The 22,796-nt window shown below is 71.4% G+C and carries 19 protein-coding genes and 1 pseudogene; 3 read left to right on the forward strand and 17 right to left on the reverse strand.

The window, feature by feature from the left end:
• From G3I42_RS17825 to rpsD, 7 genes and pseudogenes are all read right to left on the reverse strand, one after another.
• A pseudogene (locus G3I42_RS17825) lies at nucleotides 1-522 on the reverse strand (shikimate dehydrogenase); the annotation flags it as partial.
• Complete coding sequence (gene mltG / locus G3I42_RS17830; protein ID WP_164287144.1) at nucleotides 500-2,425, reverse strand: endolytic transglycosylase MltG; 1,926 nt, start codon at nucleotides 2,423-2,425, stop codon at nucleotides 500-502. The gene mltG and the pseudogene G3I42_RS17825, both read right to left, overlap by 23 nt.
• A 176-nt stretch (nucleotides 2,426-2,601) precedes the next feature.
• Nucleotides 2,602-3,066: a Holliday junction resolvase RuvX gene (gene ruvX, locus G3I42_RS17835; protein ID WP_164287146.1), complete on the reverse strand. Its 465-nt coding sequence runs from the start codon at nucleotides 3,064-3,066 to the stop codon at nucleotides 2,602-2,604.
• A gap of 5 nt (nucleotides 3,067-3,071) precedes the next feature.
• Nucleotides 3,072-5,741 carry an alanine--tRNA ligase gene (alaS, locus tag G3I42_RS17840; RefSeq protein WP_164287148.1) on the reverse strand — a complete coding sequence of 890 codons (2,670 nt, stop codon included), beginning with the start codon at nucleotides 5,739-5,741 and terminating at the stop codon, nucleotides 3,072-3,074.
• Nucleotides 5,741-6,127, reverse strand: coding sequence for a hypothetical protein (locus G3I42_RS17845; protein WP_164287150.1), 387 nt, complete (start codon nucleotides 6,125-6,127; stop codon nucleotides 5,741-5,743). Before G3I42_RS17845 ends, alaS begins: the two co-directional genes overlap by 1 nt.
• Nucleotides 6,128-6,170: 43 nt before the next feature.
• On the reverse strand, nucleotides 6,171-6,590 hold the full coding sequence (locus G3I42_RS17850) for a DUF948 domain-containing protein (protein ID WP_343244577.1): 420 nt from the start codon (nucleotides 6,588-6,590) through the stop codon (nucleotides 6,171-6,173).
• Nucleotides 6,591-6,825: 235 nt separating this feature from the next.
• Nucleotides 6,826-7,440, reverse strand: coding sequence for a 30S ribosomal protein S4 (gene rpsD / locus G3I42_RS17855; RefSeq protein ID WP_007829289.1), 615 nt, complete (start codon nucleotides 7,438-7,440; stop codon nucleotides 6,826-6,828).
• A gap of 245 nt (nucleotides 7,441-7,685) precedes the next feature.
• Here rpsD and G3I42_RS17860 point away from each other — a divergent pair, with 245 nt between their 5' ends.
• Entirely contained in the window at nucleotides 7,686-8,444 is a 759-nt protein-coding gene (locus G3I42_RS17860) for a DUF2470 domain-containing protein (RefSeq protein WP_164287152.1), read from the forward strand.
• A 97-nt stretch (nucleotides 8,445-8,541) separates the two neighbouring features.
• Here G3I42_RS17860 and G3I42_RS17865 read toward each other — a convergent pair whose 3' ends face one another.
• The 5 genes from G3I42_RS17865 to G3I42_RS17885 form a co-directional block, all read right to left on the reverse strand.
• On the reverse strand, nucleotides 8,542-9,003 hold the full coding sequence (locus G3I42_RS17865) for an SRPBCC family protein (protein ID WP_164287154.1): 462 nt from the start codon (nucleotides 9,001-9,003) through the stop codon (nucleotides 8,542-8,544).
• Nucleotides 9,004-9,008: 5 nt separating this feature from the next.
• Nucleotides 9,009-10,364, reverse strand: coding sequence for a replication-associated recombination protein A (locus tag G3I42_RS17870; protein ID WP_164287156.1), 1,356 nt, complete (start codon nucleotides 10,362-10,364; stop codon nucleotides 9,009-9,011).
• 77 nt (nucleotides 10,365-10,441) lie between these two features.
• Nucleotides 10,442-11,080, reverse strand: coding sequence for a vitamin K epoxide reductase family protein (locus tag G3I42_RS17875; protein ID WP_164287217.1), 639 nt, complete (start codon nucleotides 11,078-11,080; stop codon nucleotides 10,442-10,444).
• A gap of 305 nt (nucleotides 11,081-11,385) precedes the next feature.
• Nucleotides 11,386-12,648: a histidine--tRNA ligase gene (gene hisS, locus G3I42_RS17880; protein WP_164287157.1), complete on the reverse strand. Its 1,263-nt coding sequence runs from the start codon at nucleotides 12,646-12,648 to the stop codon at nucleotides 11,386-11,388.
• A 12-nt stretch (nucleotides 12,649-12,660) separates the two neighbouring features.
• The gene (locus tag G3I42_RS17885) at nucleotides 12,661-13,374 is read right to left on the reverse strand and encodes an MBL fold metallo-hydrolase (RefSeq protein ID WP_164287159.1); all 714 of its coding nucleotides are present in this window, start codon (nucleotides 13,372-13,374) and stop codon (nucleotides 12,661-12,663) included.
• Between the two features lie 164 nt (nucleotides 13,375-13,538).
• Between G3I42_RS17885 and G3I42_RS17890 the strand changes: the two genes are divergently transcribed.
• Complete coding sequence (locus G3I42_RS17890; protein ID WP_164287161.1) at nucleotides 13,539-14,384, forward strand: peptidylprolyl isomerase; 846 nt, start codon at nucleotides 13,539-13,541, stop codon at nucleotides 14,382-14,384.
• Nucleotides 14,385-14,538: 154 nt separating this feature from the next.
• Nucleotides 14,539-15,768, forward strand: a complete 1,230-nt coding sequence (locus tag G3I42_RS17895; RefSeq protein WP_164287163.1) for a DUF349 domain-containing protein — start codon at nucleotides 14,539-14,541, stop codon at nucleotides 15,766-15,768.
• Between the two features lie 66 nt (nucleotides 15,769-15,834).
• On the opposite strand, the gene G3I42_RS17900 is transcribed toward G3I42_RS17895, so the two are convergent.
• The 5 genes from G3I42_RS17900 to yajC all read right to left on the reverse strand — a co-directional run bounded on the left by G3I42_RS17900 (nucleotide 15,835) and on the right by yajC (nucleotide 22,759).
• Nucleotides 15,835-18,297, reverse strand: a complete 2,463-nt coding sequence (locus tag G3I42_RS17900; RefSeq protein WP_164287165.1) for a bifunctional (p)ppGpp synthetase/guanosine-3',5'-bis(diphosphate) 3'-pyrophosphohydrolase — start codon at nucleotides 18,295-18,297, stop codon at nucleotides 15,835-15,837.
• Nucleotides 18,298-18,606: 309 nt separating this feature from the next.
• Nucleotides 18,607-19,146 carry an adenine phosphoribosyltransferase gene (locus G3I42_RS17905; RefSeq protein WP_164287167.1) on the reverse strand — a complete coding sequence of 180 codons (540 nt, stop codon included), beginning with the start codon at nucleotides 19,144-19,146 and terminating at the stop codon, nucleotides 18,607-18,609.
• Complete coding sequence (secF, locus tag G3I42_RS17910) at nucleotides 19,143-20,264, reverse strand: protein translocase subunit SecF (protein WP_164287169.1); 1,122 nt, start codon at nucleotides 20,262-20,264, stop codon at nucleotides 19,143-19,145. Before secF ends, G3I42_RS17905 begins: the two co-directional genes overlap by 4 nt.
• 1 nt (nucleotide 20,265) lies before the next feature.
• Nucleotides 20,266-21,975 carry a protein translocase subunit SecD gene (gene secD, locus G3I42_RS17915; RefSeq protein ID WP_239096526.1) on the reverse strand — a complete coding sequence of 570 codons (1,710 nt, stop codon included), beginning with the start codon at nucleotides 21,973-21,975 and terminating at the stop codon, nucleotides 20,266-20,268.
• Between the two features lie 319 nt (nucleotides 21,976-22,294).
• Nucleotides 22,295-22,759, reverse strand: a complete 465-nt coding sequence (gene yajC / locus G3I42_RS17920; protein WP_164287173.1) for a preprotein translocase subunit YajC — start codon at nucleotides 22,757-22,759, stop codon at nucleotides 22,295-22,297.
• Between the last annotated feature and the right edge of the window lie 37 nt (nucleotides 22,760-22,796).

Genomic DNA, 22,796 nt, shown 5'->3' on the forward strand with positions numbered 1-22,796 from the left:
TCCCCAGCCGCGCATCTCGGCGGCGCGCGCCGCGCTGCGCACGTAGGCGACGACCTCGCCGTCGCAGACGCGCGCGAGCGCGGCGAGCGCAGAGGAGGCGGTGGCGCCCGCGCCGAGGATCGCGGCGCCGGGGACGCGCGTGACGCCGCGCTCGGCGAGCGCCGCGAGCAGCCCCGGGATGTCGGTGTTGTCACCGCTGCGGCTGCCGTCGGCCTCGAAGACGACCGTGTTGACGGCGTCCACCGAGGCCGCGGTGTCGCTGATCCGGTCGAGCAGCGGCAGCACGGCCCGTTTGAGCGGCATGGTCAGCGAGAGCCCGGCCCACTCGGGCCCGAGCCCTTCGACGAAGCCGGGCAGGGCGGCCTCGCCGGTCTCGATCCGCTCGTACGTCCAGCCGCGCAGGCCGAGCGCGCGGTAGGCGGCGAGGTGGAGCTGCGGGGAGAGCGAGTGCGCGACGGGCGAGCCGAGCACGGCGGCGCGGCGCGCTTCCCCCGGGTGGTCATCGCCCGGCGTCGGACGCATTGAACTTGGCCTCCAGCTTCTTGAACTCCGGCAGCGTCTTGGCGAACTGGGTGTCTTCCTTGCCGTCCACGGCGACGAAGTACAGCCAGCCGTCCTTCGTCGGGTTGAGGGCGGCGGCGAACGCCTCTTCGCCGGGATTTCCGATCGGCCCGGGCGGCAGGCCCTTGTGGTAATAGGTGTTGTACGGGTCGGGATCGCTGTTGATCTCTCTCGTGGAGATCTTGATCTCACTGCGCCCGGTGAGGTAGTTGTAGGTCGAATCGAACTGGATCTTGCCGTTCGTCTCGGTGTTGCCCGGCTTGAGCCTGTTGTAGATGACCTCCGCCATCTTGCGGAAGTCGTCGTGCGTCTTGCCCTCCGCGTTGACCATGCTCGCGACCGTGACGAGATCGAGCGGACTGTCGAGGTCGAGTTTCTTGGCCTGCCCGACGACGTCGATCTTCTCGTACTGCTTATTGGCCTGGGCGATCATTTTCCGGAGCACGTCCGCAGGCTTCTGGCCCTTGCTGACGGAATACGTCGAAGGATAGAGAAAACCCTCCAGCGGGTCCTTTATGTCCTTGTCGTCATTGGCCCACTTCGGCAGCCCGAGCTTTTTGCTGTCGCTCTTCGCGACGTCGGCCGTGGTGCCCTTCTTGAGGCCGAGGCGGCCGTCGATCTGGGCGTAGATCCAGGAGTTGCGGTACCCCTCGGGAATGACGAGGGTTTTGCGGCTCTTGGGGTCCAGCATGAGTTCCACGGCGCTTTTGCCGGACATGCCCTTGTGGAGGGTGTAGAAGCCGGACTGGAGCGTCGTGCCCTTGTCGCTCGCCTTCTGCGCCGCCGTGAACGCCTCGACGCTCTTCACGACGCCCTTGTCCTTGAGCAGGTTGCCCATCGCGATGCCGCTGGACCCGTCGGGGACCTCGACCACGACGGTGCCGCTGCCCTCGCCCGCGTAGTCCGGCGGCGGACCGAAGCGGTCCTGGTAGAGCCCGTAGCCGTAGTACGCGGCCCCGCCGCCTCCGCCGACCAGGACGACGGCGACCACGAGGCAGGCGCAGCCGCCCCGGCGCTTCTTCGGGGTCTCGCCGCCGCGCCGCCCCGTGCGTCCGTTCCCTTCGCCGTCCTCGTCGTCCTCGTCGTCGGCGAGGTCGTCGCGGTCGTCGTCGCGGCCCTTGGTCCGGCGTCCGGTGGCGCGGCCCGCGTCGCCGTCGCTCGCGAAGAAGGGGTGCTCGGGCTCGTCTGGGTCGGGGTCCCACTCCCCGCGCTCGGGCGCGGGGGCGGGGGCCTGCTCCTGGACCTGCGGGTCCTGGGGTGCCTGGGTCCGCGGTGCCTGGGGTCCGCGGTCGCCCGGCGGCTGCGGCGGCGGGTACGCCTCGGGGGTCGCGTAGGGGTCCTGGGCCTGGGGATAGGCGGGCTGCGGCACCGCGCCGTAGGGGTCATGGGGGTCGGCCCCGTAGGGCACCTGCTGCTGCCCGGTGTCCCAGCCGTTGCCGTAGGACTGCGGTCCCTGCTGCTGCGGGTAGCCCTGCTGCTCGTACCCCTGCGGCTGGACGGGCTGCTGCGGCTGGCCCGGGTAGCCGGGCTGCCCGCCGTACTGCTGCTGCTCGTAGCCCTGCTGCTGCCCGTACGTCTGCTGTTCGTAGCCCTGCGGGGGCTGCTGCTGCCCCTGGGGGTCTTGCTGTCCGTACCCCGCCTGCGGATACTGCTGCCCGTAGCCCTGCTGGGGTGCTTGCGGGATCGGCCGGCCCCAGGCGTCGTACTGCTGCTGAGGCTGGGGCGGAGTGGGCTGCTGCGGGGGATACTGCTGTCCCTCGGGGCCGTAGGGGGGCTGCTCCTGCTGCCCCCAGCCCTGGTCCCCGTACAAGGGGTCCTCCGGGTGCCAGGGCTCCTGGCCCTGGCCACGCCCATACTCAGTCATCGGTCCCCTAGGGCCTGTCCGACAGTGACGCCGCGTCCAGGGTCCCGAGACACGGAACCGGGCGGCCGCGGAACGGAGTCCCGGCGGTCGCCCGGTGGCGTCTTCACGGTCTCCGTCCCCGCTGTGCGTCCGCTGTTCGAATGCGAGCGCACCGCGGGAACGTTACCGTACCGCCATCAGCCCGAGGCCACGACGTCTTCCCCCGGGGGCAGCCCCGTGCGCTGTTCGGATTCGAGCGCGGTCTGAAGGATGATGACCGCTGCTGCCTGATCGATGACGGACCTGCCCTTTTTGGTGTTGACGCCCGAGGCCCGCAGGCCCTGACCGGCTGTCACCGTGGTCATCCGCTCATCGACCAATCTCACCGGAACGGGCGCGACCAGCTGAGCCAGGCCGCCCGCGAAGGCGCGTACCTTCTTGGCGGCCGGGCCCTCGCCGCCGCGCAGCGAACGCGGCAGCCCGACGACCAGCTCGATCGGCTCGTACTCCGCCACGAGCGCCTTGATCCTGCGCTGCGCGGCGGGCACGTCCCGGCCGGGGACGGTCTCGACCGGGGTCGCGAGAATCCCGTCGGGGTCGCAGGAGGCGACCCCGATCCGGGCGTCCCCGACGTCGATCGCGAGGCGGCGTCCTCGTCGCATCGGCGTCAGGCCGTCTCGGTGACGAGCCGCTCGACGGCGGCCACCGCCTCGGCCACGGCCTCGGGGTTCTGCCCGCCGCCCTGCGCCACGTCCGGCTTGCCGCCGCCCCCGCCGCCGAGCGTCTTGGCGGCGGTACGGACCAGGTCACCGGCCTTGAAGCCGCGCTCGCGCGCCGCCTCGTTGGTCGCGACGACGGTGACCGGGCGCCCGCCCGTGACGGCGAAGAGCGCGACGACCGCCGGGCGGTCGCCGGGGATGCGGCCCCGCACGTCGAGGACGAGCTTGCGCAGGTCGTCGGCGGTCGTGCCGTCGGGGACCTGCCCGGTCACGAGCGCGGTCCCGTGCACGTCCTTGGCGCCCGCGGCGAGCCCGGCGGCGGCCTGGAGCACCTTCTCGGCGCGGAACTTCTCGATCTCCTTCTCGGCGTCCTTGAGCTTGCCGAGCATGCCCGCGATCTTCTCGGGCAGTTCCTCGGGACGGCCCTTGACCAGCTCCTGGAGCTGCGAGACGACCGTGTGCTCCCGGGCGAGGAAGTTGTACGCGTCGACGCCGACGAGCGCCTCGATACGGCGCACGCCCGAGCCGATGGAGGACTCGCCGAGCAGCTTCACGAGGCCGAGCTGGGCGGTGTTGCGCACGTGCGTGCCGCCGCACAGCTCCTTGGAGAAGTCCCCGATCGTCACGACGCGGACCCGCTCGCCGTACTTCTCGCCGAACTCGGCGATGGCGCCCTGCTTCTTCGCCTCGTCGAGGGACATGACCTCGGCCTGGACGTCCATCTCGTGCGCGAGGACCTCGTTGATGCGCTGCTCGACATCCGTCATGACGGCGGTCGGGACGGCCGCCGGGGAGCCGAAGTCGAAGCGGAAGCGGCCGGGCTGGTTCTCGGAACCGGCCTGGGCGGCGGTCGGGCCGAGCGCGTCGCGCAGCGCCTGGTGGGTCAGGTGGGTCGCCGAGTGGGCGCGCGCGATGGCGCGGCGGCGGCCCTGGTCGATCGCGGCCCACACGGGGGCGTCGACGGTGACCTCGCCGACCTGGACGCGGCCCTTGTGGACGTGCACCCCGGGGACGGGCTTCTGCACGTCGCGGATCTCGACGATCGCGCCGTTGTCGAGCCGGATGCGGCCGGTGTCGCCGATCTGGCCGCCGCCCTCGGCGTAGAAGGGGGTGCGGTCGAGGACGACCTCGACCTCGTCGCCCTCGCTCGCCGCGGGCGAGGGGACGCCGTCGACGAGCAGGCCGACGATGCGGGCCTCGCCTTCGAGCTGGACGTAGCCGGTGAAGTCGGTGGCGCCCGCCGCGTCGGCGATCTCGCGGTAGGCGTGCAGGTCGGCGTGGCCGGTCTTCTTCGCCTGCGAGTCGGCCTTGGCGCGCTCGCGCTGTTCCTTCATGAGCCGCCGGAAGCCGTCCTCGTCCACGGAGAGGCCCTGTTCGGCGGCCATCTCCAGGGTGAGGTCGATCGGGAAGCCCCACGTGTCGTGGAGGAGGAACGCCTTGTCGCCGGGGAGCACGGTCGAGCCGGTCGCGCGGGTCTCGGTGACGGCGGTGTCGAGGATGTTCGTGCCGGCCTTGAGGGTCTTGAGGAAGGCGGCCTCCTCGGCGAGCGCGACGGTCTCGATGCGCTTGCGGTCGGTGATCAGCTCGGGGTACTGCTCGCCCATCGTGTCGATCACGACGTCCACGAGGTCCTGGACGACGGGTTCGGTGGCGCCGAGCAGGCGCATGTTGCGGATGGCGCGGCGCATGATGCGGCGCAGCACGTAGCCGCGGCCCTCGTTGCCGGGGGTGACGCCGTCGCCGATGAGCATGACGGAGGTGCGCATGTGGTCGGAGACGACGCGCAGCGAGACGTCGCTCGCGCCCGCCGCGCCGTAGGCGACGCCGGTCAGCTCGGTGGCCTTGTCGATGACGACGCGCAGGGTGTCCGTCTCGTACATGTTGTGGACGCCCTGGAGGATCATCGCGAGGCGTTCCAGGCCGAGGCCGGTGTCGATGTTCTGGCTCGGGAGGTCGCCGAGGATCTCGAAGTCGTCCTTGCCGCGCCCGGCGCCGCGCTCGAACTGCATGAAGACCAGGTTCCAGATCTCCACGTAGCGCTCGTCGTTGACGGCCGGGCCGCCCTCGACGCCGAACTCGGGGCCGCGGTCGTAGTTGATCTCGGAGCAGGGGCCGCAGGGTCCGGGGACGCCCATGGACCAGAAGTTGTCGGCCTTGCCGAGGCGCTGGATGCGCTCGGCGGGGACGCCGACGACGTCGCGCCAGATCTGCTCGGCCTCGTCGTCGTCCTGGTAGACGGTGATCCACAGCCGCTCGGCCTCCAGGCCGAAGCCGCCGTCGGCGACGGAGGAGGTCAGCAGCTCCCACGCGTACTTGATGGCCCCTTCCTTGAAGTAGTCGCCGAAGGAGAAGTTCCCGCACATCTGGAAGAAGGTCCCGTGCCGGGTGGTCTTGCCGACCTCCTCGATGTCGGGCGTGCGCACGCACTTCTGCACGCTCGTGGCGCGCGGGGCGGGCGGCTTGACCTCGCCGAGGAAGTACGGCTTGAAGGGGACCATGCCCGCGGGGACGAGCAGCAGCGTCGGGTCGTCCGCGATCAGCGACGCCGACGGCACGACCTTGTGCCCGCGCTCCTCGAAGAAGCGCAGCCAGCGGCGGCGGATTTCAGCCGACTCCATCAGTGGTCCTCATTCCGGTTGTTCGGGGTGGTGGGGTGCGGGTGCTTCGGGTCCCCGGGGCGTCCGGGGTCCGCGGGCTCGACGCGGCCCTCGATGACACGGGCGGCACCGCGCCCTGCCTCGAGTGCGGGGCGGCGCGGGGCGGGAAGGGCGGGCGGCTCGCTCGTGAGGCCGAGTGCCTCGTCGAGTTCGGCCTCGCGCACGGCCATGCCGTCGCGCACGTCGGCGGCGAAGGCGCGGAGCCTGCCGCCGGCTTCGACGGCGCGGTCCGCGGCCTGGGCCACGAGGGACTCGGGGGCCAGTTTGCGGAGCTTGGCGTGCGCCTTGGAGGTGGCCCAGACCCCCGCGGCCGCTCCGGCGGTGAACCAGAACGTACGGCGGAACATCGCGGCAGCGGTCCTTCCGGTGGTGGTACGGGGCGGGCGGGCGTCAGTCGCCCTTGCGCCGGGGGCGGCGCCTGCCCTTGACGGTGCGGCCGACGACGGTGCGCGGCGGCGGTGGTTCGGCGCGGCGGCCGAGGGCGCGGCGCACTCCGTAGCCGAAGGCCGCGACCTTGACGAGGGGGCCGCCGAAGGTGGAGGCGACGGTGGTGGAGAGCGCGGAGGCGTTCGAGGTGACTTCCTGGACGTCCGAGGCGATCGCGTCGACCCGGTCGAGCTGGGTCTGCGCCGAGCGCACGGTCGCGGAGGCGTCCGTGAGCAAGGGGACGGCCTGCTCGGTGACTTCGGCGACCATCTTCGTCGTGGCCCTGAGCGTCTGCGCGAGCCGCGCGAGCGCGACCGCGAGGAAGGAGACGAGAATCGCCCAGAACACGGCCACCAGGAGCCCTGCCACCTCTCCTCCGGACACTGCGCACCGCTCCTTCCGCTCGTTCGTGCGACGCGTTCGCGCGAGCGCACAGTCGTGGCACCGAGCCTATCGCGACGCGGGGTCGCTCCCGTCCGCCCGGCCCCGCGCCCCTCCCCTCGCGCGGGCGGACGCGGGGGCCGGGCGCGAACGCGAGCGGCCCGCTCCCCCGGCCGTGCGGACACGGCGGGGAGGCGGGCCGGAGTGCTGCGCGCTGCGCGGCGATCCCGGGGGATCGTCAGCGGGCGTAGTACTCGACGACGAGCTGCTCGTCGCAGATGACCGGGATTTCCTTGCGGTTCGGGTCGCGGTCCAGGCGGAAGGCGAGGGCCTTCAGGTTGACCTGGAGGTAGCGCGGGGTCTCGCCGTCCGTGTCGTAGCCACCCTCACGGGCGACCTGGAACGGGTGCTTCGAGCGGCTGCGCTCGCGGACCATCACGACGTCGTCGGGACGGACACGGAAGGAGGGCTTGTCGACCTTCGTGCCGTTGACCTCGATGTGGCCGTGGACGACCATCTGGCGGGCCTGGTAGATGGTGCGGGCGATGCCCGAACGCAGGACCAGGGCGTCGAGGCGACGCTCCAGCTCGATGACCAGGGCCTCGCCGGTCTTGCCCTCGGCCTTGCGGGCGCGGTCGTAGGCGCGGGCCATCTGGCGCTCGGAGATGTCGTACTGCGCGCGCAGACGCTGCTTCTCCAGCAGACGGACCTTGTAGTCGCTGTTCTGCTTGCGGCCACGGCCGTGCTCACCCGGCGGGTAGGGACGGGCCTCGAAGTACTTGACGGCCTTCGGCGTCAGCGCGATGCCGAGCGCACGGGACTTCTTGACCTTGGGACGCGACTGGTTAGGCACGTTCTCCAGACCTCCGAAATAGGTTAGGTTAGGCTCACCTTACTCAAGGAGATCGCATGTCTCGCCCTGGGAACACCACGCGCATCACGAACGCCCGTCGCGCTCGAAAAGGCGACGCATCGACGGAGGTCCGATCAGATCGTGGTCAGCCGCGTCCCCGCCCTGACAGCCACGGCGGCCAGGACGCCCACGACGGAAGTCCTGAGGGGGACTCCCAAGGGGAAAGGGGGCTTGAATCCACCCGGATGCCGTCAGCAGCCGAGCGCACACGAACTCTCGTACAGGGTACATGCTCGGCGGTGCTGCTCCTGCCGGGCCCCGAGGCCGCCGGCTCGCTCCCGCTCGTGCCCGAACTGCGCACCGTGACGGCCGAGGGCGACATCCACCTCGTCTACTCCGCCACGGCCCCCGTCGTACGGGCCGCCTCGCGCGCCCGCGGCGACGAACTGCCCGTCGTCCTGGAGCTGACCGACGTCGCTCCCGTCTCGGTCCCCCACCGGGTACGGGGCCGGGCCTGGGTCTCCGGCTGGCTCACCCGGCTGCCCGACGACGCGCCCGAGGCCCACGCGGTCGCGGGACCGGCCGGGCCCGGAGGCCCCGCGTGGGCCACGCTGCGCCTGGAGCCGTACGAGATCCGCGTGGACGACCTGTGGGACGTCGCCCGCGTCGAGATCGAGGAGTTCGCCGCCGCCGCGCCCGACCCGCTGCGCGCGTACGAGGCCGAACTCCTCCAGCACCTGCACGCCGCGCACGCGCCCCAGGTGCGGCAGCTGCGCGGCCTGCTCGGCGAGCGGGCCGCGGCCGACTGCCCCGCGGTGGTGCCGCTCGCGCTCGACCGCTTCGGGCTGCGGGTGCGCTTCACCGGCGTGCGCTGCTTCGACGCGCGCTTCGACTTCCCCGAGCCGGTCGCCGACGTGCACGGGCTGCGCCGCGCGATGGCCGCGCTCTTCGACGCGGCGGAGGACTTCGCCGCCGCGGACGACTCCGACAAGCCCCGCGGCTGAGCGACGCCTCAGGAGCCCGTGCGGACGGGACCACGGCCTCGGGGAGGAGCCGCCGTCCGAGGGGGGACGGGCCGGAGGCCGGACGAGTGGGTACGGCTCAGGCCCGCCCGCGCTCCGCCGCCTCGCGCACGTACACGTTGCGCGCCCGGATCAGCCGGGGCATGTACCGCCCGAGCGCGACCCGTTCGGCGATCCGGCCGAGCGGTCCGAGGGGCGCGGCGAAGTCGACGACGTCCCGCATGACGGTGCCGCCCGCGCCGTCCGGCGCGAAGTGGTGGGCGTGGTGCCAGCGCGCGAAGGGGCCGCGCACCTGCTCGTCCACGAAGTACCCGGGCCGCTCGTACGCGCTGATCCGTGAGGTCATCCGCCAGCGCACGCCGTAGTGCCGGGCCCGCCAGGTCACGGTGTCCCCCGGGCCCATGCGCCCGGACGTCACCCCCGCGACGGCCCGTTCACCCGATCCGGCCATGGACGCCTGGTGCAGATCGACGTCGAGCGAGACGTCGAAGACCACTTCGGGCGGCGCCGCGATCCGGGTCGTCAGCTCGAAGTGCTCCACCGCCGCTACTCCCGTGTCCCGCGCAGGCGCTCCCGCACCATTTCCACGACGTCCGCGTACCGCGCCTCGGTGCCGTACCGCGTCGGCGTGTAGTACTGCCGGTCCTTGAGCGCGTCCGGGGCGTACTGCTGGGCGGCGATCGCGCCCGGGACGTCGTGCGGGTACACGTACCCCTGTGCGTGGCCGAGTTTCTGGGCGCCCTTGTAGTGGCCGTCGCGCAGGTGCGGCGGGACGGGCCCCGCGAGGCCCTTGCGGACGTCTTCGAGCGCGGCGCCGATCGCGAGGGTCGCCGCGTTGGACTTGGGCGCGAGCGCGAGCGCGATGGTCGCGTGGCTGAGGGTGAGCGCGGCCTCGGGGAAGCCGATCATGGCGACGGCCTGCGCGGCGGCGACGGCGGTGGGGAGCGCGGTCGGGTCGGCCAGCCCGATGTCCTCGCTCGCGGAGATCATGAGGCGCCGGGCGATGAAGCGCGGGTCCTCGCCGGCCTCGATCATGCGTGCCAGGTAGTGCAGCGCCGCGTCCACGTCCGAGCCGCGGATCGACTTGATGAGGGCGCTCGCGACGTCGTAGTGCTGGTCGCCGTCGCGGTCGTACTTCAGCGCCGCCTTGTTGACCGTCTCCTCCAGGGTCTGGAGGGTGATCGCGGGCTCCTTCTTGGCGAGCGCGGCCCCGGCACCCGCCTCCAGAGCGGTCAGCGCGCGGCGCGCGTCCCCTCCGGCGACCCGCAGCAGGTGCTCCTCGGCGTCGTCGGGGAGCGTGACCGCTCCCTTGAGCCCCCGCTCGTCGGTGAGCGCGCGGCGCAGCAGGGCACGGATGTCCTCATCCGTGAGCGGTTCGAGGGTCAGGAGCAGGGAGCGCGACAGGAGCGGGGAGATCACGGAGAAGTACGGGTTCTCCGTCGTCGCCGCGATGAGGGTGACCCAGCGGTTCTCGACGGCGGGCAGCAGGGAGTCCTGCTGGGCCTTGCTGAAGCGGTGGATCTCGTCGAGGAAGAGGACCGTGTCCTTGCCGTAGCCGCCGCTCGCCCTGCGGGCGCCGTCGATGACCGTGCGCACCTCCTTGACCCCGGCGGTGATCGCGGACAGTTCGACGAAGCGGGCGTTGGTCGCCTTGCTGACGACGTACGCGAGCGTCGTCTTGCCCGTCCCCGGCGGGCCCCACAGGATCACCGAGGAGGCACCGGCCGGGCCGCCGTTCGCCTCGCCCACGAGCCGCCGCAGCGGGGAGCCCGCCCCGAGCAGGTGCTGCTGGCCGACCACCTCGTCCAGGGTGCGCGGGCGCATCCGGACGGCGAGCGGGCTGTTGCTCGGGTCCTTCTCCTGGCGCTCTTCGGCGGCGGCGGTGAACAAGTCGGGTTCCACGCCGAAAGCCTAAAGGACGGCACCGACAACGCGTCGCGCGCGCTCGGCACCGTCCTCACCAGGCCGTACGGACCGGCTCAGCTGGTCCAGAAGTCCCACCAGCGCAGCAGGATGAGCAGGCCGATGATCCCGAGGTGCAGGACCGGCAGCACCCAGGGGAACTCGCCGAAGAAGCCGCGCGCCCAGCGGGGGGCCGGAAGGTAGCCGTTGCGGACGTTGTGCGCGGTGACGTACCAGAACATGATGATCGTCGCGACCCAGGCGAGGCAGCACCACAGGCACAGGGCGTTGATGTTGTACAGCGACTGGTACTGGAGCCAGGTGACGAAGCCGGCGCCGAAGAGCGTGCCGAAGTTGAAGGTGAGCCAGTACCAGCGCGGCATCCGGGCCCCGGCGAGCAGGGTCATGCCGACGCAGATCACCACGGAGTACGTGGCGAGCCCGAGCATCGGGTTCGGGAAGCCGAAGGCCGCCGCCTGCTCGCTCTTCATGACGCTGCCGCAGGAGACGACCGGGTTAAGGCTGCACCCGGGGGTGAAGCTCGGGTCCTCCAGGAGCTTGAACTTGTCGAGCGTGATGACCCAGGCGGCGAGCAGGCCCGCCGCGCCCGTGAGCACCAGCATCACGGCGAAGGCACGCGAAGCGCCGAGCCGGGAGACCGGGCCCTCGGGGTGCCGGGGGTCGTGCTCGTGGCCGAGCTCGTCGCTGACTTCCATCGTGTCGCTCATCACGCCGTTTCCGTCGCTCGGTTGCTGGGGGCCTCTGCATTGTGCCCCACCCGCCTGAGAACGGGAGGGCCCAAAGGGGTACCGGAAACGCCACCGCCCCGCCGGACAGCCCGAGTTCACCCCCGCCGCACGTGAGGCAATCCACTCCGGCGAGTGGTTTCGGAGGTCGCCCGTTGACGGATACGGGCAGGTACGGGACGGATACGCGCCGCAGGCGCACGGGACGGGGCGGCACCCCGGCCGTGCCCCGCCGGCGTACCGCCCGTACCGTCGCTCCCCGCTCGGCCCAGCGGTCAGCCCAGCAGGCGCTGGATCTCCGCGACCGCCTGTGCGAGCGGCACCGCGTGCTGCTCGCCGGACTCCAGGTCCTTGAGCTGGACGCTGCCGTCGACGAGGTCCCGCTCGCCCGCGATGAGGGCGAGGCGGGCGCCCGAGCGGTTCGCGCTCTTCATCGCGCCCTTCAGGCCGCGACCGCCGAAGGAGAGGTCGGTCGCGATCCCGGCCCGGCGCAGCTCGGTGACCTTCTCGAAGAGCACCCGGCGGGCGGCCTCGCCGAGCGGGATCGCGTACACGCTGGTGACGGGCGGGAGGTCGAGCGTGACGCCCTCGGCCTCCAGGGCGAGGACCGTGCGGTCCACGCCGAGCGCCCAGCCGACCGAGGGCAGCGCGGGCCCGCCGAGCATCTCGGAGAGCCCGTCGTAGCGCCCGCCGCCGCCGACGGCCGACTGCGAACCGAGGCCGTCGTGGACGAACTCGAAGGTGGTGCGGGTGTAGTAGTCGAGACCCCGGACGAGCTTCGGGTCGTCCTCGTAGGCGACGCCCGCGCCGTCCAGGAGCGCGCGGACCTCCTCGTGGTACGCCTTGCAGGCGTCGCACAGGTAGTCGGCGAGGAGCGGGGCCCCGGTGAGCTGGTCCTGGACCTCGGCGCGCTTGTCGTCGAGGACGCGCAGCGGGTTGATCTCGACGCGGCGGCGGGTCTCCTCGTCGAGGTCCAGGGCGCGCAGGAAGTCCTGGAGCGCCGCGCGGTAGACGGGGCGGCAGGTGGTGTCGCCCAGCGAGTTGAGCAGGATGCGGTGCCCCGTGAGCCCGAGCGAGCGGTACGCCTGGTCGGCCAGGATGATCAGCTCGGCGTCGAGCAGCGGGTCCTCGGCGCCGATCGCCTCCGCGCCGACCTGCGAGAAGTGGCGGTAACGGCCCTTCTGCGGGCGCTCGTAGCGGTACTGCGAGCCCGAGTACCAGACCTTGACGGGCAGGTTCCCCGTCTTGTGGAGGTTCGACTCCAGGACCGCGCGCAGCACGGCGGCCGTGCCCTCGGGGCGCAGCGCCAGTTCGTCGCCGCCCTTGGTCGTGAAGACGTACATCTCCTTGCTCACGATGTCGGTGGACTCACCGACACCGCGCGCGAAGAGCCGTACGTCCTCGAATCCGGGCGTCTCGATGTAGCCGTATCCCGCGTCCCGCAGCGGGGCCGCGATGGCCTCGCGGACGGCGAGGAAGCGGCCCGAGTCGGGGGGCAGGAGGTCGTAGGTGCCCTTGGGTGCCTTGAAGGTGCTCACGGTTGTTCGCTGTCACATTCCTCGTCGGGGGAACGCCGTCGCGGCGCTCTCCTGGCCGGCCGCCACCTGCCGCAGATACGGGTTGGTGGCGCGTTCGCGGCCGATGGTCGTCTGGGGACCGTGTCCGGACAGGACCACGGTCGAGTCGTCGAGCGGCAGGCACACCCGGGCCAGCGAGCCGAGGATCTCGTCCGGGTCGCCGCCGGGCAGGTCGGTGCGTCCGATGGAGCCGGCGAAGAGCAGGTCCCCGGAGAAGAGCACGGACGGCAGGTCCGCGCCCTCGGGGGTCCTGAACGTCACCGACCCCTTGGTATGCCCGGGCGCGTGCGCGACGGAGAAGTCGAGCCCGGCGAGGCTCAGGCGGGCCCCGTCGCTCAGCTCCTCGACGTCGGAGGGCTCGCCGACCGTCAGCTCTCCCAGGAGCGGCATCCCGATGGAGCGGCCGATACCGGCCTCGGGGTCGCTCATCATGAAGCGGTCCGCGGGGTGGATCCAGGCGGGGACGTCGTGTGCCCCGCAGACCGGGACGACCGAGGCGACGTGGTCGATGTGGCCGTGGGTGAGGACGACGGCGACGGGCTTGAGCCGATGCTTCGCGAGCGTCTCCTCGACCCCCGCGGTGGCCTGGTGGCCCGGGTCGATGATCACGCATTCCTCACCGGCGGCGGGGGCGACCACGTAGCAGTTGGTCCCCCAGGCCCCGGCGGCGAAACCGGCAATGAGCACGTTCGTCCTTTGTGTCCACGGGTGGGCGGGGCCGCAGCGGGCGCGCGGCCGGGTTCGAGACTACCGGCGGTGCCGATTCCACAGCCAACCCGTATACGGTACGGGGCACACACGGCCCCCGTCCGAACAGCGTTGCGGACGAGTAGACGACGAGGAGACACCCGGTGGTCAGCAACGATCAGCGGCGGCGCCAGCTCGCCCGGGAGAAGTTCTTGCGCCAGCAGGAGCGGCGGCAGACGGCACGGCGGCGCGCCCGCCGGCGCAACGCGGTCATCGCTTCGACCGTCGTGGTGGTGCTCGCGGCGGGCGGCGGCGCCTGGGCCGCCGGAGCCTTCGACAAGGACAGCTCGAAGGACGACGGCAAGAAGACCGAGGCCGCCGCGACACCGAGCGCGAGCCCGAGTAAGGCGCCCGACCCCTGCGACAAGCCCGCGGCCGGCGCGGTCAAGAAGCTGTCGTACAAGAAGGAACCGGCGCTCACGGTCGACAAGTCGGCCGACTACACGATGACGCTCGCGACGACGTGCGGCGACATCGGCGTCGCGCTGGACGCGAAGAACGCCCCGCACACCGTGAACTCCTTCGACTACCTCGCGGGCAAGGGCTACTTCGACCACACGAAGTGCCACCGCCTGACGACGGCGGGGATCTACGTCCTCCAGTGCGGCGACCCCTCGGGCAACGGCACCGGCGGGCCCGGCTACACGCTCCCGGACGAGAACCTGAAGTCCAAGAAGCTCAAGGGCAACGTGTACCCGGCGGGCACCGTCGCGATGGCCAACCAGTACAACGCGCAGACGAAGGAGGGGCGGCACACCGGCGGCAGCCAGTTCTTCCTCGTCTACCAGGACAGCCAGCTGCCGCCCGACTACACGCCCTTCGGCACCATCTCGGCGGACGGCATGAAGGTGCTCAAGAAGATCGCGGACGCGGGCGAGAACACCGGGCAGGGCGACGGGGCGCCGAACGCGACCGTGGTGATCGACAAGGCCACGGTGCGCAAGTCCTGATCACCGGGGGCGGCTTTGCCGTGCGTGCGGGCAAGTCCGCCGCTCAAGAATGCGGACAGCCGCCCCACAGGTCGCCTATGTTGGCCGTGACGAAAATGTGGACGATGCCGAGGGCCCCCCACCAGGGGCCCGGCATCATGTGGATGGAGGCGCTGTGAGCAGCGACCCGTGGGGCCGAGTCGACGAGACCGGGACCGTGTACGTGCGGACCGCCGAGGGTGAGCGGGAGGTCGGTTCCTGGCAGGCCGGTTCGCCCGCCGAGGCCCTCGCGTACTTCGAGCGCAAGTACGAGGGACTCGTCGTCGAGATCGGGCTGTTGGAGCGCCGTGTGCGGACGACGGATCTCTCGGCGAAGGACGCCCAGGCCGCCGTGGAGCACCTGCGCGATCAGGTGCGCGGCGCGAACGCGGTGGGTGATCTCGAAGCGCTCGACAAGCGGCTCGACAAGCTCCTGTCGACGGTCCAGGAGCGCCAGGAGGTACGCAAGGCCGAGCGCGCCAAGCAGAGCGAGGAGAGCCGCAAGGCCAAGGAGGAGCTGGTCGCCGAGGCCGAGCAGCTCGCCGGGAGCGAGCAGTGGCGGGTCGCCGGGGAGCGCCTGCGGGCCCTCGTGGACATCTGGAAGGGGCTGCCGCGTCTGGACCGCAAGTCCGACGACGAGCTGTGGCACCGCTTCTCGCACGCCCGCTCCGCGTTCTCCAAGCGGCGCAAGGCGCACTTCGCGGCGCTCGACGCGCAGCGCGAGGACGCCCGCAAGGTGAAGGAGGGCCTGGTCACCGAGGCGGAAGCGCTCTCGGGGTCGACCGAGTGGGGCCCGACGGCCGCGCGCTACCGCGAGCTGATGACGCGCTGGAAGGCGGCCGGGCGCGCGCAGCGCGAGGCGGAGGACGAGCTGTGGACCCGCTTCCGGGCCGCGCAGGACGTCTTCTTCTCGGCGCGCAACGAGCTGTTCGCCGAGCGGGACGTGGAGCAGGGCGAGAACCTCAAGCTCAAGGAGGCGCTCGCCGACGAGGCCGAGAAGCTGCTGCCGGTCAAGGACCTCAAGGCGGTCCGGGCCGCGTTCCGGGGCATCAACGAGCGCTGGGAGGCCATCGGGCACGTGCCGCGCGACGCGCGGCCGAAGGTCGAGGGCCGGCTGCACGCCGTGGAGCGGGCGATCCAGGAGGCCGAGGAGACCGAGTGGCGCCGTACCAACCCCGAGGCCCGCGCCCGTGCCGCCGGTCTCACCGGTCAGCTCCAGGGCGCCGTCGACAAGCTGCGCGCGCGGATCGCGCAGGCGGAGTCGGCGGGCAACGCGACGAAGGCCGCGAAGCTGCGCGGTGAGCTGGAGCGCGCCCAGGAACTGCTCGACCAGGCGCTGAAGGGCCTGGAGGAGTTCGGGGGCTGAGCGGCTCCGTACAGGTACGGGGAGGGGCCCGCCGGAACGTTCCGGCGGGCCCCTCCCCGTAACCCGCTACGGCCTGCGGGCCGAGGTCACGCGGTACACGTCGTACACGCCCTCCACGCCCCGCACCGCCTTGAGGACGTGCCCGAGGTGCTTGGGGTCGCCCATCTCGAAGGTGAACCGCGAGGTCGCGACCCGGTCGCGCGAGGTCTGCACCGCCGCCGACAGGATGTTGACGTGCTGGTCGGACAGGATGCGTGTGACGTCCGAGAGGAGCCGCGAGCGGTCGAGCGCCTCGACCTGGATGGCGACGAGGAAGACCGAGGACTGGGTCGGGGCCCACTCGACGTCGAGCATCCGCTCCGGCTGCTGCGAGAGCGAGTCCACGTTGACGCAGTCCTTGCGGTGCACCGAGACACCGTTGCCGCGCGTCACGAAGCCCACGATCGGGTCGCCGGGGACGGGCGTGCAGCAGCGCGCGAGCTTGACCCACACGTCCTCGACGCCCTTGACGATGACGCCGGGGTCGGACTTGGCGCGCCGCTTGCGCCGGGCGCGCGAGGGCGGCTGTGACTCGGCGAGGTCGTCCTTGGTCTCCTCCTCGCCGCCGTAGGACTGGACGAGCTTCTGGAGCACGGTCTGCGCGGGCACGTGGCCCTCGCCGATCGCCGCGTAGAGCGAGGAGATGTCCGCGTACCGCATCTCGTGCGCGAGCGTGACGAGGCTGTCGCTCGTCAGGACGCGGTGGATCGGCAGGTTCTGCTTGCGCATCGCGCGGACGATGGCGTCCTTGCCCTGCTCGATCGCCTCCTCGCGCCGCTCCTTGGAGAAGTGGCCGCGGATCTTGTTGCGCGCGCGGGGCGATTTGACGAAGCCGAGCCAGTCGCGCGAGGGGCCCGCGCCCGCCGCCTTGGAGGTGAAGACCTCGACGACGTCGCCGTTGTCGAGCGTCGACTCCAGGGGGACGAGGCGGCCGTTGACGCGCGCCCCGATCGTGCGGTTGCCGACCTCGGTGTGCACGGCGTACGCGAAGTCGACGGGCGTCGCCCCGGCCGGCAGCGCGATGACGTCGCCCTTGGGCGTGAAGACGAAGACCTCGTTGCGCGAGAGGTCGAAGCGCAGCGACTCCAGGAACTCGCCGGGGTCCTCGGTCTCCTTCTGCCAGTCGAGCAACTGCCGCAGCCACGCCATGTCGTTGATCGCGCCGTCGTCCTTGCCGGACTTCTTCGGCGCGTCGGTGCGCACCTTGGAGGCGCCCGCGACGGCTTCCTGCTTGTACTTCCAGTGCGCGGCGATGCCGTACTCGGCGCGGCGGTGCATGTCGAAGGTGCGGATCTGGAGTTCGACGGGCTTGCCGCCGGGCCCGATGACCGTCGTGTGCAGCGACTGGTACATGTTGAACTTGGGCATCGCGATGTAGTCCTTGAACCGGCCGGGGACCGGGTTCCATCGCGCGTGCACGGTGCCGAGTGCCGCGTAGCAGTCGCGGACGGTGTCCACGAGGACGCGGATGCCGACGAGGTCGTAGATCTCCGCGAAGTCGCGGCCTCGTACGATCATCTTCTGGTAGACGCTGTAGTAGTGCTTCGGGCGGCCCGTGACGGTCGCCTTGATGCGGGCCGCGCGCAGGTCGGACTGCACCTCGTCGGTGACGACCGCGAGGTACTCGTCGCGCTTGGGGGCGCGCTCGGCGACGAGGCGGACGATCTCGTCGTACATCTTGGGGTAGAGGATCGCGAAGGCGAGGTCCTCCAGTTCCCACTTGATGGTGTTCATGCCCAGCCGGTGGGCGAGCGGGGCGTAGATCTCCAGGGTCTCGCGGGCCTTCTTCTCCTGCTTCTCGCGCTTGAGGTAGCGCATCGTGCGCATGTTGTGCAGGCGGTCGGCGAGCTTGATGACGAGGACGCGCGGGTCCTTGGCCATCGCGACGACCATCTTGCGGACCGTCTCGGCCTGCGCGGCCTCGCCGAACTTGACCTTGTCGAGCTTGGTGACGCCGTCGACGAGGAGCGCGACGGTGTCGCCGAAGTCCTCACGGAGCGTGTCGAGTCCGTACTCGGTGTCCTCGACGGTGTCGTGGAGCAGCCCGGCCATGAGGGTCGCGGGGTCCATGCCGAGTTCGGCGAGGATCGTGGTGACGGCGAGCGGGTGCGTGATGTACGGGTCGCCGCTCTTGCGCTTCTGCCCGCGGTGCCAGCGCTCGGCGACCTGGTAGGCGTGCTCGATCTGGCGCAGGGTCGCCGTCTCGATCTTCGGGTCGTTGCCGCGCACGGTGCGCAGCAGGGGCTCCAGGACCGGGTTGTACGGATTGGAGCGCTGTACGCCGAGGCGGGCGAGGCGGGCGCGGACGCGGTTGGAGGAGCCGCCGCGGTGCGTCACGGGCGGCGCGGGACGCGGCTGAGCGCCCGAGGGGCGCCCGGAGGCGCCCTGGGCGGCGCTGCCCGGCGCCGGCTTCTTGGCGGGCGGGGCGGGCTTCGGCGCGGCCTCGGGGTCCTGGGCGCCGGTGGTGAGTGACTGGGCCTCGTCTGGCAAGAGCGCTCCTCCTGTAGGCCCCTGGCGACCTGCCCGTGGGCGCGAGCGCGTGGTGCGTGCGTCCCGGACGTGGTCCGGAGGCTGCCATCGTAGCGAGAGCCGGGCGCGCTGCCGCGCGTGCGGGCGGCTCAGCGGGCGGTACAGGGCCACTGCACCGCTTGCGGGGGAAACATCCCCTTCGGGGGCTTTATTTCACTTTCGCCACGACGTCCATGGTCGATCGCCGGGGGGTCGTGGTCAAGCGGTGCGGCGAAGGGGCCGGTCCGCCGCGGCGGCGGACCGGCCCCTTCGTGTGTCGCTGGGTGCCGCTCAGACCTGGAGCAGCGCCTCCAGGGGTGCCCCGTCGAGTACGGGGGCGAGCCGCGCGCGCCCGTCGAGGAAGCCGAGCTCCATGAGCACGGCGACCCCGGCGACCTGCGCTCCCGCGCGGCGGATGAGGCCGAGGGATGCCTCGGCCGTGCCGCCGGTGGCGAGGACGTCGTCGATGATCATGACCCGGTCGTCCGGGCCGAGATCCTCGGCGTGCACCTCGATCTCGGCGCTGCCGTACTCCAGCTCGTACCGCTGCGAGAGCGTGGCCCCCGGGAGCTTGCCTGCCTTGCGGACCGGCACGAAGCCGAGGCCGGCCCGGACGGCGGCGGGGGCGCCGAGGATGAACCCCCGGGCCTCCAGCCCGACGACCTTCGTCGCGCCGTGCTTCTGGCACAGCTCGGCGAGGGTCTGGGTGAGGGCGGCGAAGGCGTCCGGATCGGCCAGGAGCGGGGTGATGTCCTTGAACACCACACCCTGCTCCGGGTAATCCGGGACGTCTCTGATACGGCTGAGCAACAGCTCGCTGATGTCGGTCATCGGCGCTTTCCGGTCGTACGTCCGCCCCGGCCGTCACGGCCTCGGGCGGGGGCGCTGCCCCGGGCGGGGGCGACGACCGGGCCGGCGGCCGCGGTGGCCCCCTGCGGTCCGTCCCCGTCCCGCGGGCCGTCGCCGAGGGCTTCGCCCCGCTCGGCGGCGGCACGCTTGGCGAGCACCCGCTTGGTGAGGGCCTTCATCTGCGGCTCGTGGCTCTTGAGGTCGGAGACGAGCGGGGTCGCGATGAAGATCGAGGAGTAGGCGCCGGCCGCGAGGCCCACGAACAGCGACAGGGAGATGTCGTTGAGCATGCCGGCGCCGAGGAAGCCGCCCCCGATGAAGAGCAGCCCGGCGACCGGGAGGAGCGCGACGACCGTGGTGTTGATCGAGCGCACCAGGGTGCCGTTGATGCTCTGGTTGGCGACTTCCGCGTAGGTGAACCTCGTCTGCTTCGTGATGCCCTTCGACTGTTCCTTGAGGCTGTCGAAGACCACGACGGTGTCGTAGAGGGAGTACCCGAGGATGGTGAGCAGACCGATCACGGTGCCCGGGGTGACCTCGAAGCCGACGAGGGCGTACACCCCGACCGTGATGGTGATGTCGTGGATCAGGGCGACGAGGGCCGCGACGGCCATGCGCCACTCGAAGGCGATCGCCAGGTAGATGACCACGAGCACCATGAAGATGCCGAGGCCCGTCCACGCCTTGTTGGCGACCTGCTCGCCCCAGGAGGGGCCGACGAGGTCGGCGTTGATGTCCGCGGCCTTGACGTCGAGGTCCTTGGCGAGCTGGGTCCTGATCTCGTCGGACTTGCTCGTGTCGATGTCGCTGATCTGGACGCGCATCCCGCCATTGCCCAGCTCCTGCACGATCGCGTCGTGCCCGGAGGAGTCCTCCGCGGACTGCTCGGCGACGCTCACCGAGGCGCTGGTCTTCGGCGTCGTGAAGACGGCGCCGCCCTCGAACTCGATGCCCAGGTGCAGGCCGCGCACGGAGAGCCCCACGATCGCGGTGATCGTGATGAGGATGGAGATGCCGTACCAGATCTTGCGCTTGCCGATGAAGTCGTACCCGATTTCACCGCGGACGAGCCGGGCGCCGAGAGTACCGAGTCGCGACATGTCACGCCTCCTTGGGGTGATCGGCGTGGACGCGAGGGGTGCGCGTGCGGCGCAGCGGCGGCTTGGCGCCGAGCCGCTTGGGGTCGAACCCGGACCAGGGATGGCCCTGGCTGAAGAACTTCCGGCGGGCCAGGAGCGTCAGGAGCGGCTTCGTGAAGAGGAAGACGACCACGACGTCGAGGACCGTGGTGAGCCCCAGGGTGAAGGCGAAGCCCTGGACCTTGCCGACCGTGACCACGAAGAGCACGGCCGAGGCGAGGAAGGAGACGAAGTCGGAGACGAGGATGGTGCGCCGGGCGCGCGGCCAGCCGCGCTCGACGGCGGGGCGCAGGCTGCGGCCCTCGCGCACCTCGTCCCGGACTCTCTCGAAGAAGACGATGAAGGAGTCCGCGGTGATACCGATCGCGACGATCGCTCCGCAGACGGCCGGGAGGTTGAGCGCGAAGCCGATGCCCGGGCCGAGGAGCGTCATGATCGTGTAGGCGAGGATGCCGGAGACCACGAGGGAGGCGACCGCGATGAGCGCGAGTCCCCGGTAGTAGACCACCAGGTAGATGATGACGAGCGCGAGGCCGACGGCGCCCGCGATGAGCCCGGCGTCCAGCTGCTCACCGCCGAGGGCGGCGGTCACCGTGGTGACGGTCTCCTCGTGGAAGGTGAGCGGGAGGGCGCCGTAGGAGAGGACGTTGGCGAGGTCCTTCGCCGATTCCTGGCTGAAGCTGCCGGAGATCTCGGCGCTGCCGCCGAGGCGCTCGCTGACGCTGGGCGCGGAGACGACGTCGCCGTCGAGGACGATGGCGAACTGGTTCATCGGGGACTGCTGCTGCGCGAGCTTGCCCGTGATCGAGGAGAACTTCTTCTTGCCCTCCCCGTTGAACTTCATCTGCACGATCCACTGGTTGCGCTGCGTGTCGAGCACCGCGTCGGCCTTGGACACGTTCTTGCCCTCGACCTCGGCCGGGCCGAGCAGGTACTTGGCCCACTGGCCGCCCTCGTTGCCGCAGGCGACCATCGACGCCGTGGGCTTGACGCCCGTGGTGGCCTTGACGCGCTGGGCCTTGTTGGAGCAGTCCAGGGTGCCGAAGAGCGCCGTCGTCTTGTCGTCGGGCGCGGCGGAGGCGCTGGGCGAGGGGCTCGCCGCGGCGTCGTCCTTCGTGTCGCTCTTGGCGCTCGGGGAGGGCGTGGAGTCCGCCTTGAGCGCCTGCGGGACGGCGCGGCCCTGCGGGGAGGCGTCACCCGAACCGGCGGAGGCGGTGGACCCCGCGCCGGAGGAGGCGCCCGCGTCCGGCGAGGCGCTGGAGCCGTCCGCGCCCGCGCTCGACTTCGGCGAGGGGCTGGTCTTGCCCGAGGGGCTCGACGTGGCGGAGGGGCTCTCGCTCGCCGAGGGATCGGCGGCCGGGGTGCCCGCGGCGACCTGGAGGACCGGGCGGAAGTAGAGCTGGGCGGTCGTACCGACCTGCTCCCTCGCCTGCTTCTCGTTGGTGCCGCGCGGGATGTTGACCACGATGTGGTCGTTGCCCTGGGTCTGGACCTCGGCCTCGGAGACACCGAGCCCGTTGACACGGCGGTTGATGATGTCGACCGCCGTGTCCATGTTGGTCTTGTTGACCGCGTTCTTCTGCCCCGGCTCGTTCTGGGCCTTGAGCGTGATGCTCGTGCCGCCCGCGAGGTCGATGCCGAGGCGGGGCGTCGTGTGCCCGGAGAGGAACATCCCGCCCGTGAGCGCCACGAGGGCGACCAGGATCAGAGCGAGTGCGCGGCCAGGCTTGGACTGGCTGCTGCTGCGCCCTCTGCTCTTGTTAGGTGCTGCCACCTTCTCGTTTCTCCCTGTCCAACCGCTCCGCACGGTGTGAACCACCGGCTGTGGCGGCCCTGAAGTGATGTGGGGAATCCGCGTCCGTCCGCCCCCGACCGGGCAAGGTCGTCATGGTCGTGGGCGTCCGGGTGCCACCGTCCGTGCAGGCCCGTGGGCCACGGCATGCCCCGGGGCCGCGCCCGGCCGCTCGCCCGGCGCGTGCCTCGGTCCGTGCCTACTTGCCCTCGGCCTCGCTGTCGGCCTTCTTGGCGGCAGTGTCCTCGGCCTTGTCGGCGAGCGCCTCGGCGGGGGCGGAGTCCTTGGACAGGTCGATGCGCGTGTCCTCGTCCTCGTGCTCGGCCGCCTCGCCCTCGGTGAGCGAGGACGCGTCGTCGGGGACGACGGCGTCGAAGTCCTCGCCGTCGTTCACGACGCGCTCCCACTCCTCGTCGCCGACGACCGCGCCGATGGCGTTCTTGGCGTAGCGGGCGTGGACGCCGGGGGCGACCTCCAGGAGCACGGTGTCCTCACCGACCTCCTTGACGAGCGCGTACATGCCGCCGATCGTGCGCACGCCGGAGCCGGGCTGCATCTCGCTGCGCATGTTCGTAGCGGCCTGCTGCTTCTTCTTCGCGGAGCGGGTCATCAGGAACATCGCCCCGATGATCAGGATGAAGGGGAGGAGGGAGACGAGAGACACGGTGGAGATTCCTTAGCACGACCGCGCGATGCTGCGG

This window comes from Streptomyces sp. SID11385 (assembly GCF_010548245.1).
Lineage (GTDB): Bacteria > Actinomycetota > Actinomycetes > Streptomycetales > Streptomycetaceae > Streptomyces.

Coding starts and splice junctions, on each gene's coding strand:
- G3I42_RS17905 (WP_164287167.1), bottom strand. CDS start 19,146: ATGACCGACATCAGCGAGCTGTTGCTCAGCCGTATCAGAGACGTCCCG.
- ruvX (WP_164287146.1), bottom strand. CDS start 3,066: ATGCGACGAGGACGCCGCCTCGCGATCGACGTCGGGGACGCCCGGATC.
- secF (WP_164287169.1), bottom strand. CDS start 20,264: ATGTCGCGACTCGGTACTCTCGGCGCCCGGCTCGTCCGCGGTGAAATC.
- alaS (WP_164287148.1), bottom strand. CDS start 5,741: ATGGAGTCGGCTGAAATCCGCCGCCGCTGGCTGCGCTTCTTCGAGGAG.
- G3I42_RS17860 (WP_164287152.1), top strand. CDS start 7,686: ATGCCGTCAGCAGCCGAGCGCACACGAACTCTCGTACAGGGTACATGC.
- G3I42_RS17875 (WP_164287217.1), bottom strand. CDS start 11,080: ATGGAAGTCAGCGACGAGCTCGGCCACGAGCACGACCCCCGGCACCCC.
- G3I42_RS17845 (WP_164287150.1), bottom strand. CDS start 6,127: ATGTTCCGCCGTACGTTCTGGTTCACCGCCGGAGCGGCCGCGGGGGTC.
- secD (WP_239096526.1), bottom strand. CDS start 21,975: ATGTTCCTCTCCGGGCACACGACGCCCCGCCTCGGCATCGACCTCGCG.
- mltG (WP_164287144.1), bottom strand. CDS start 2,425: ATGACTGAGTATGGGCGTGGCCAGGGCCAGGAGCCCTGGCACCCGGAG.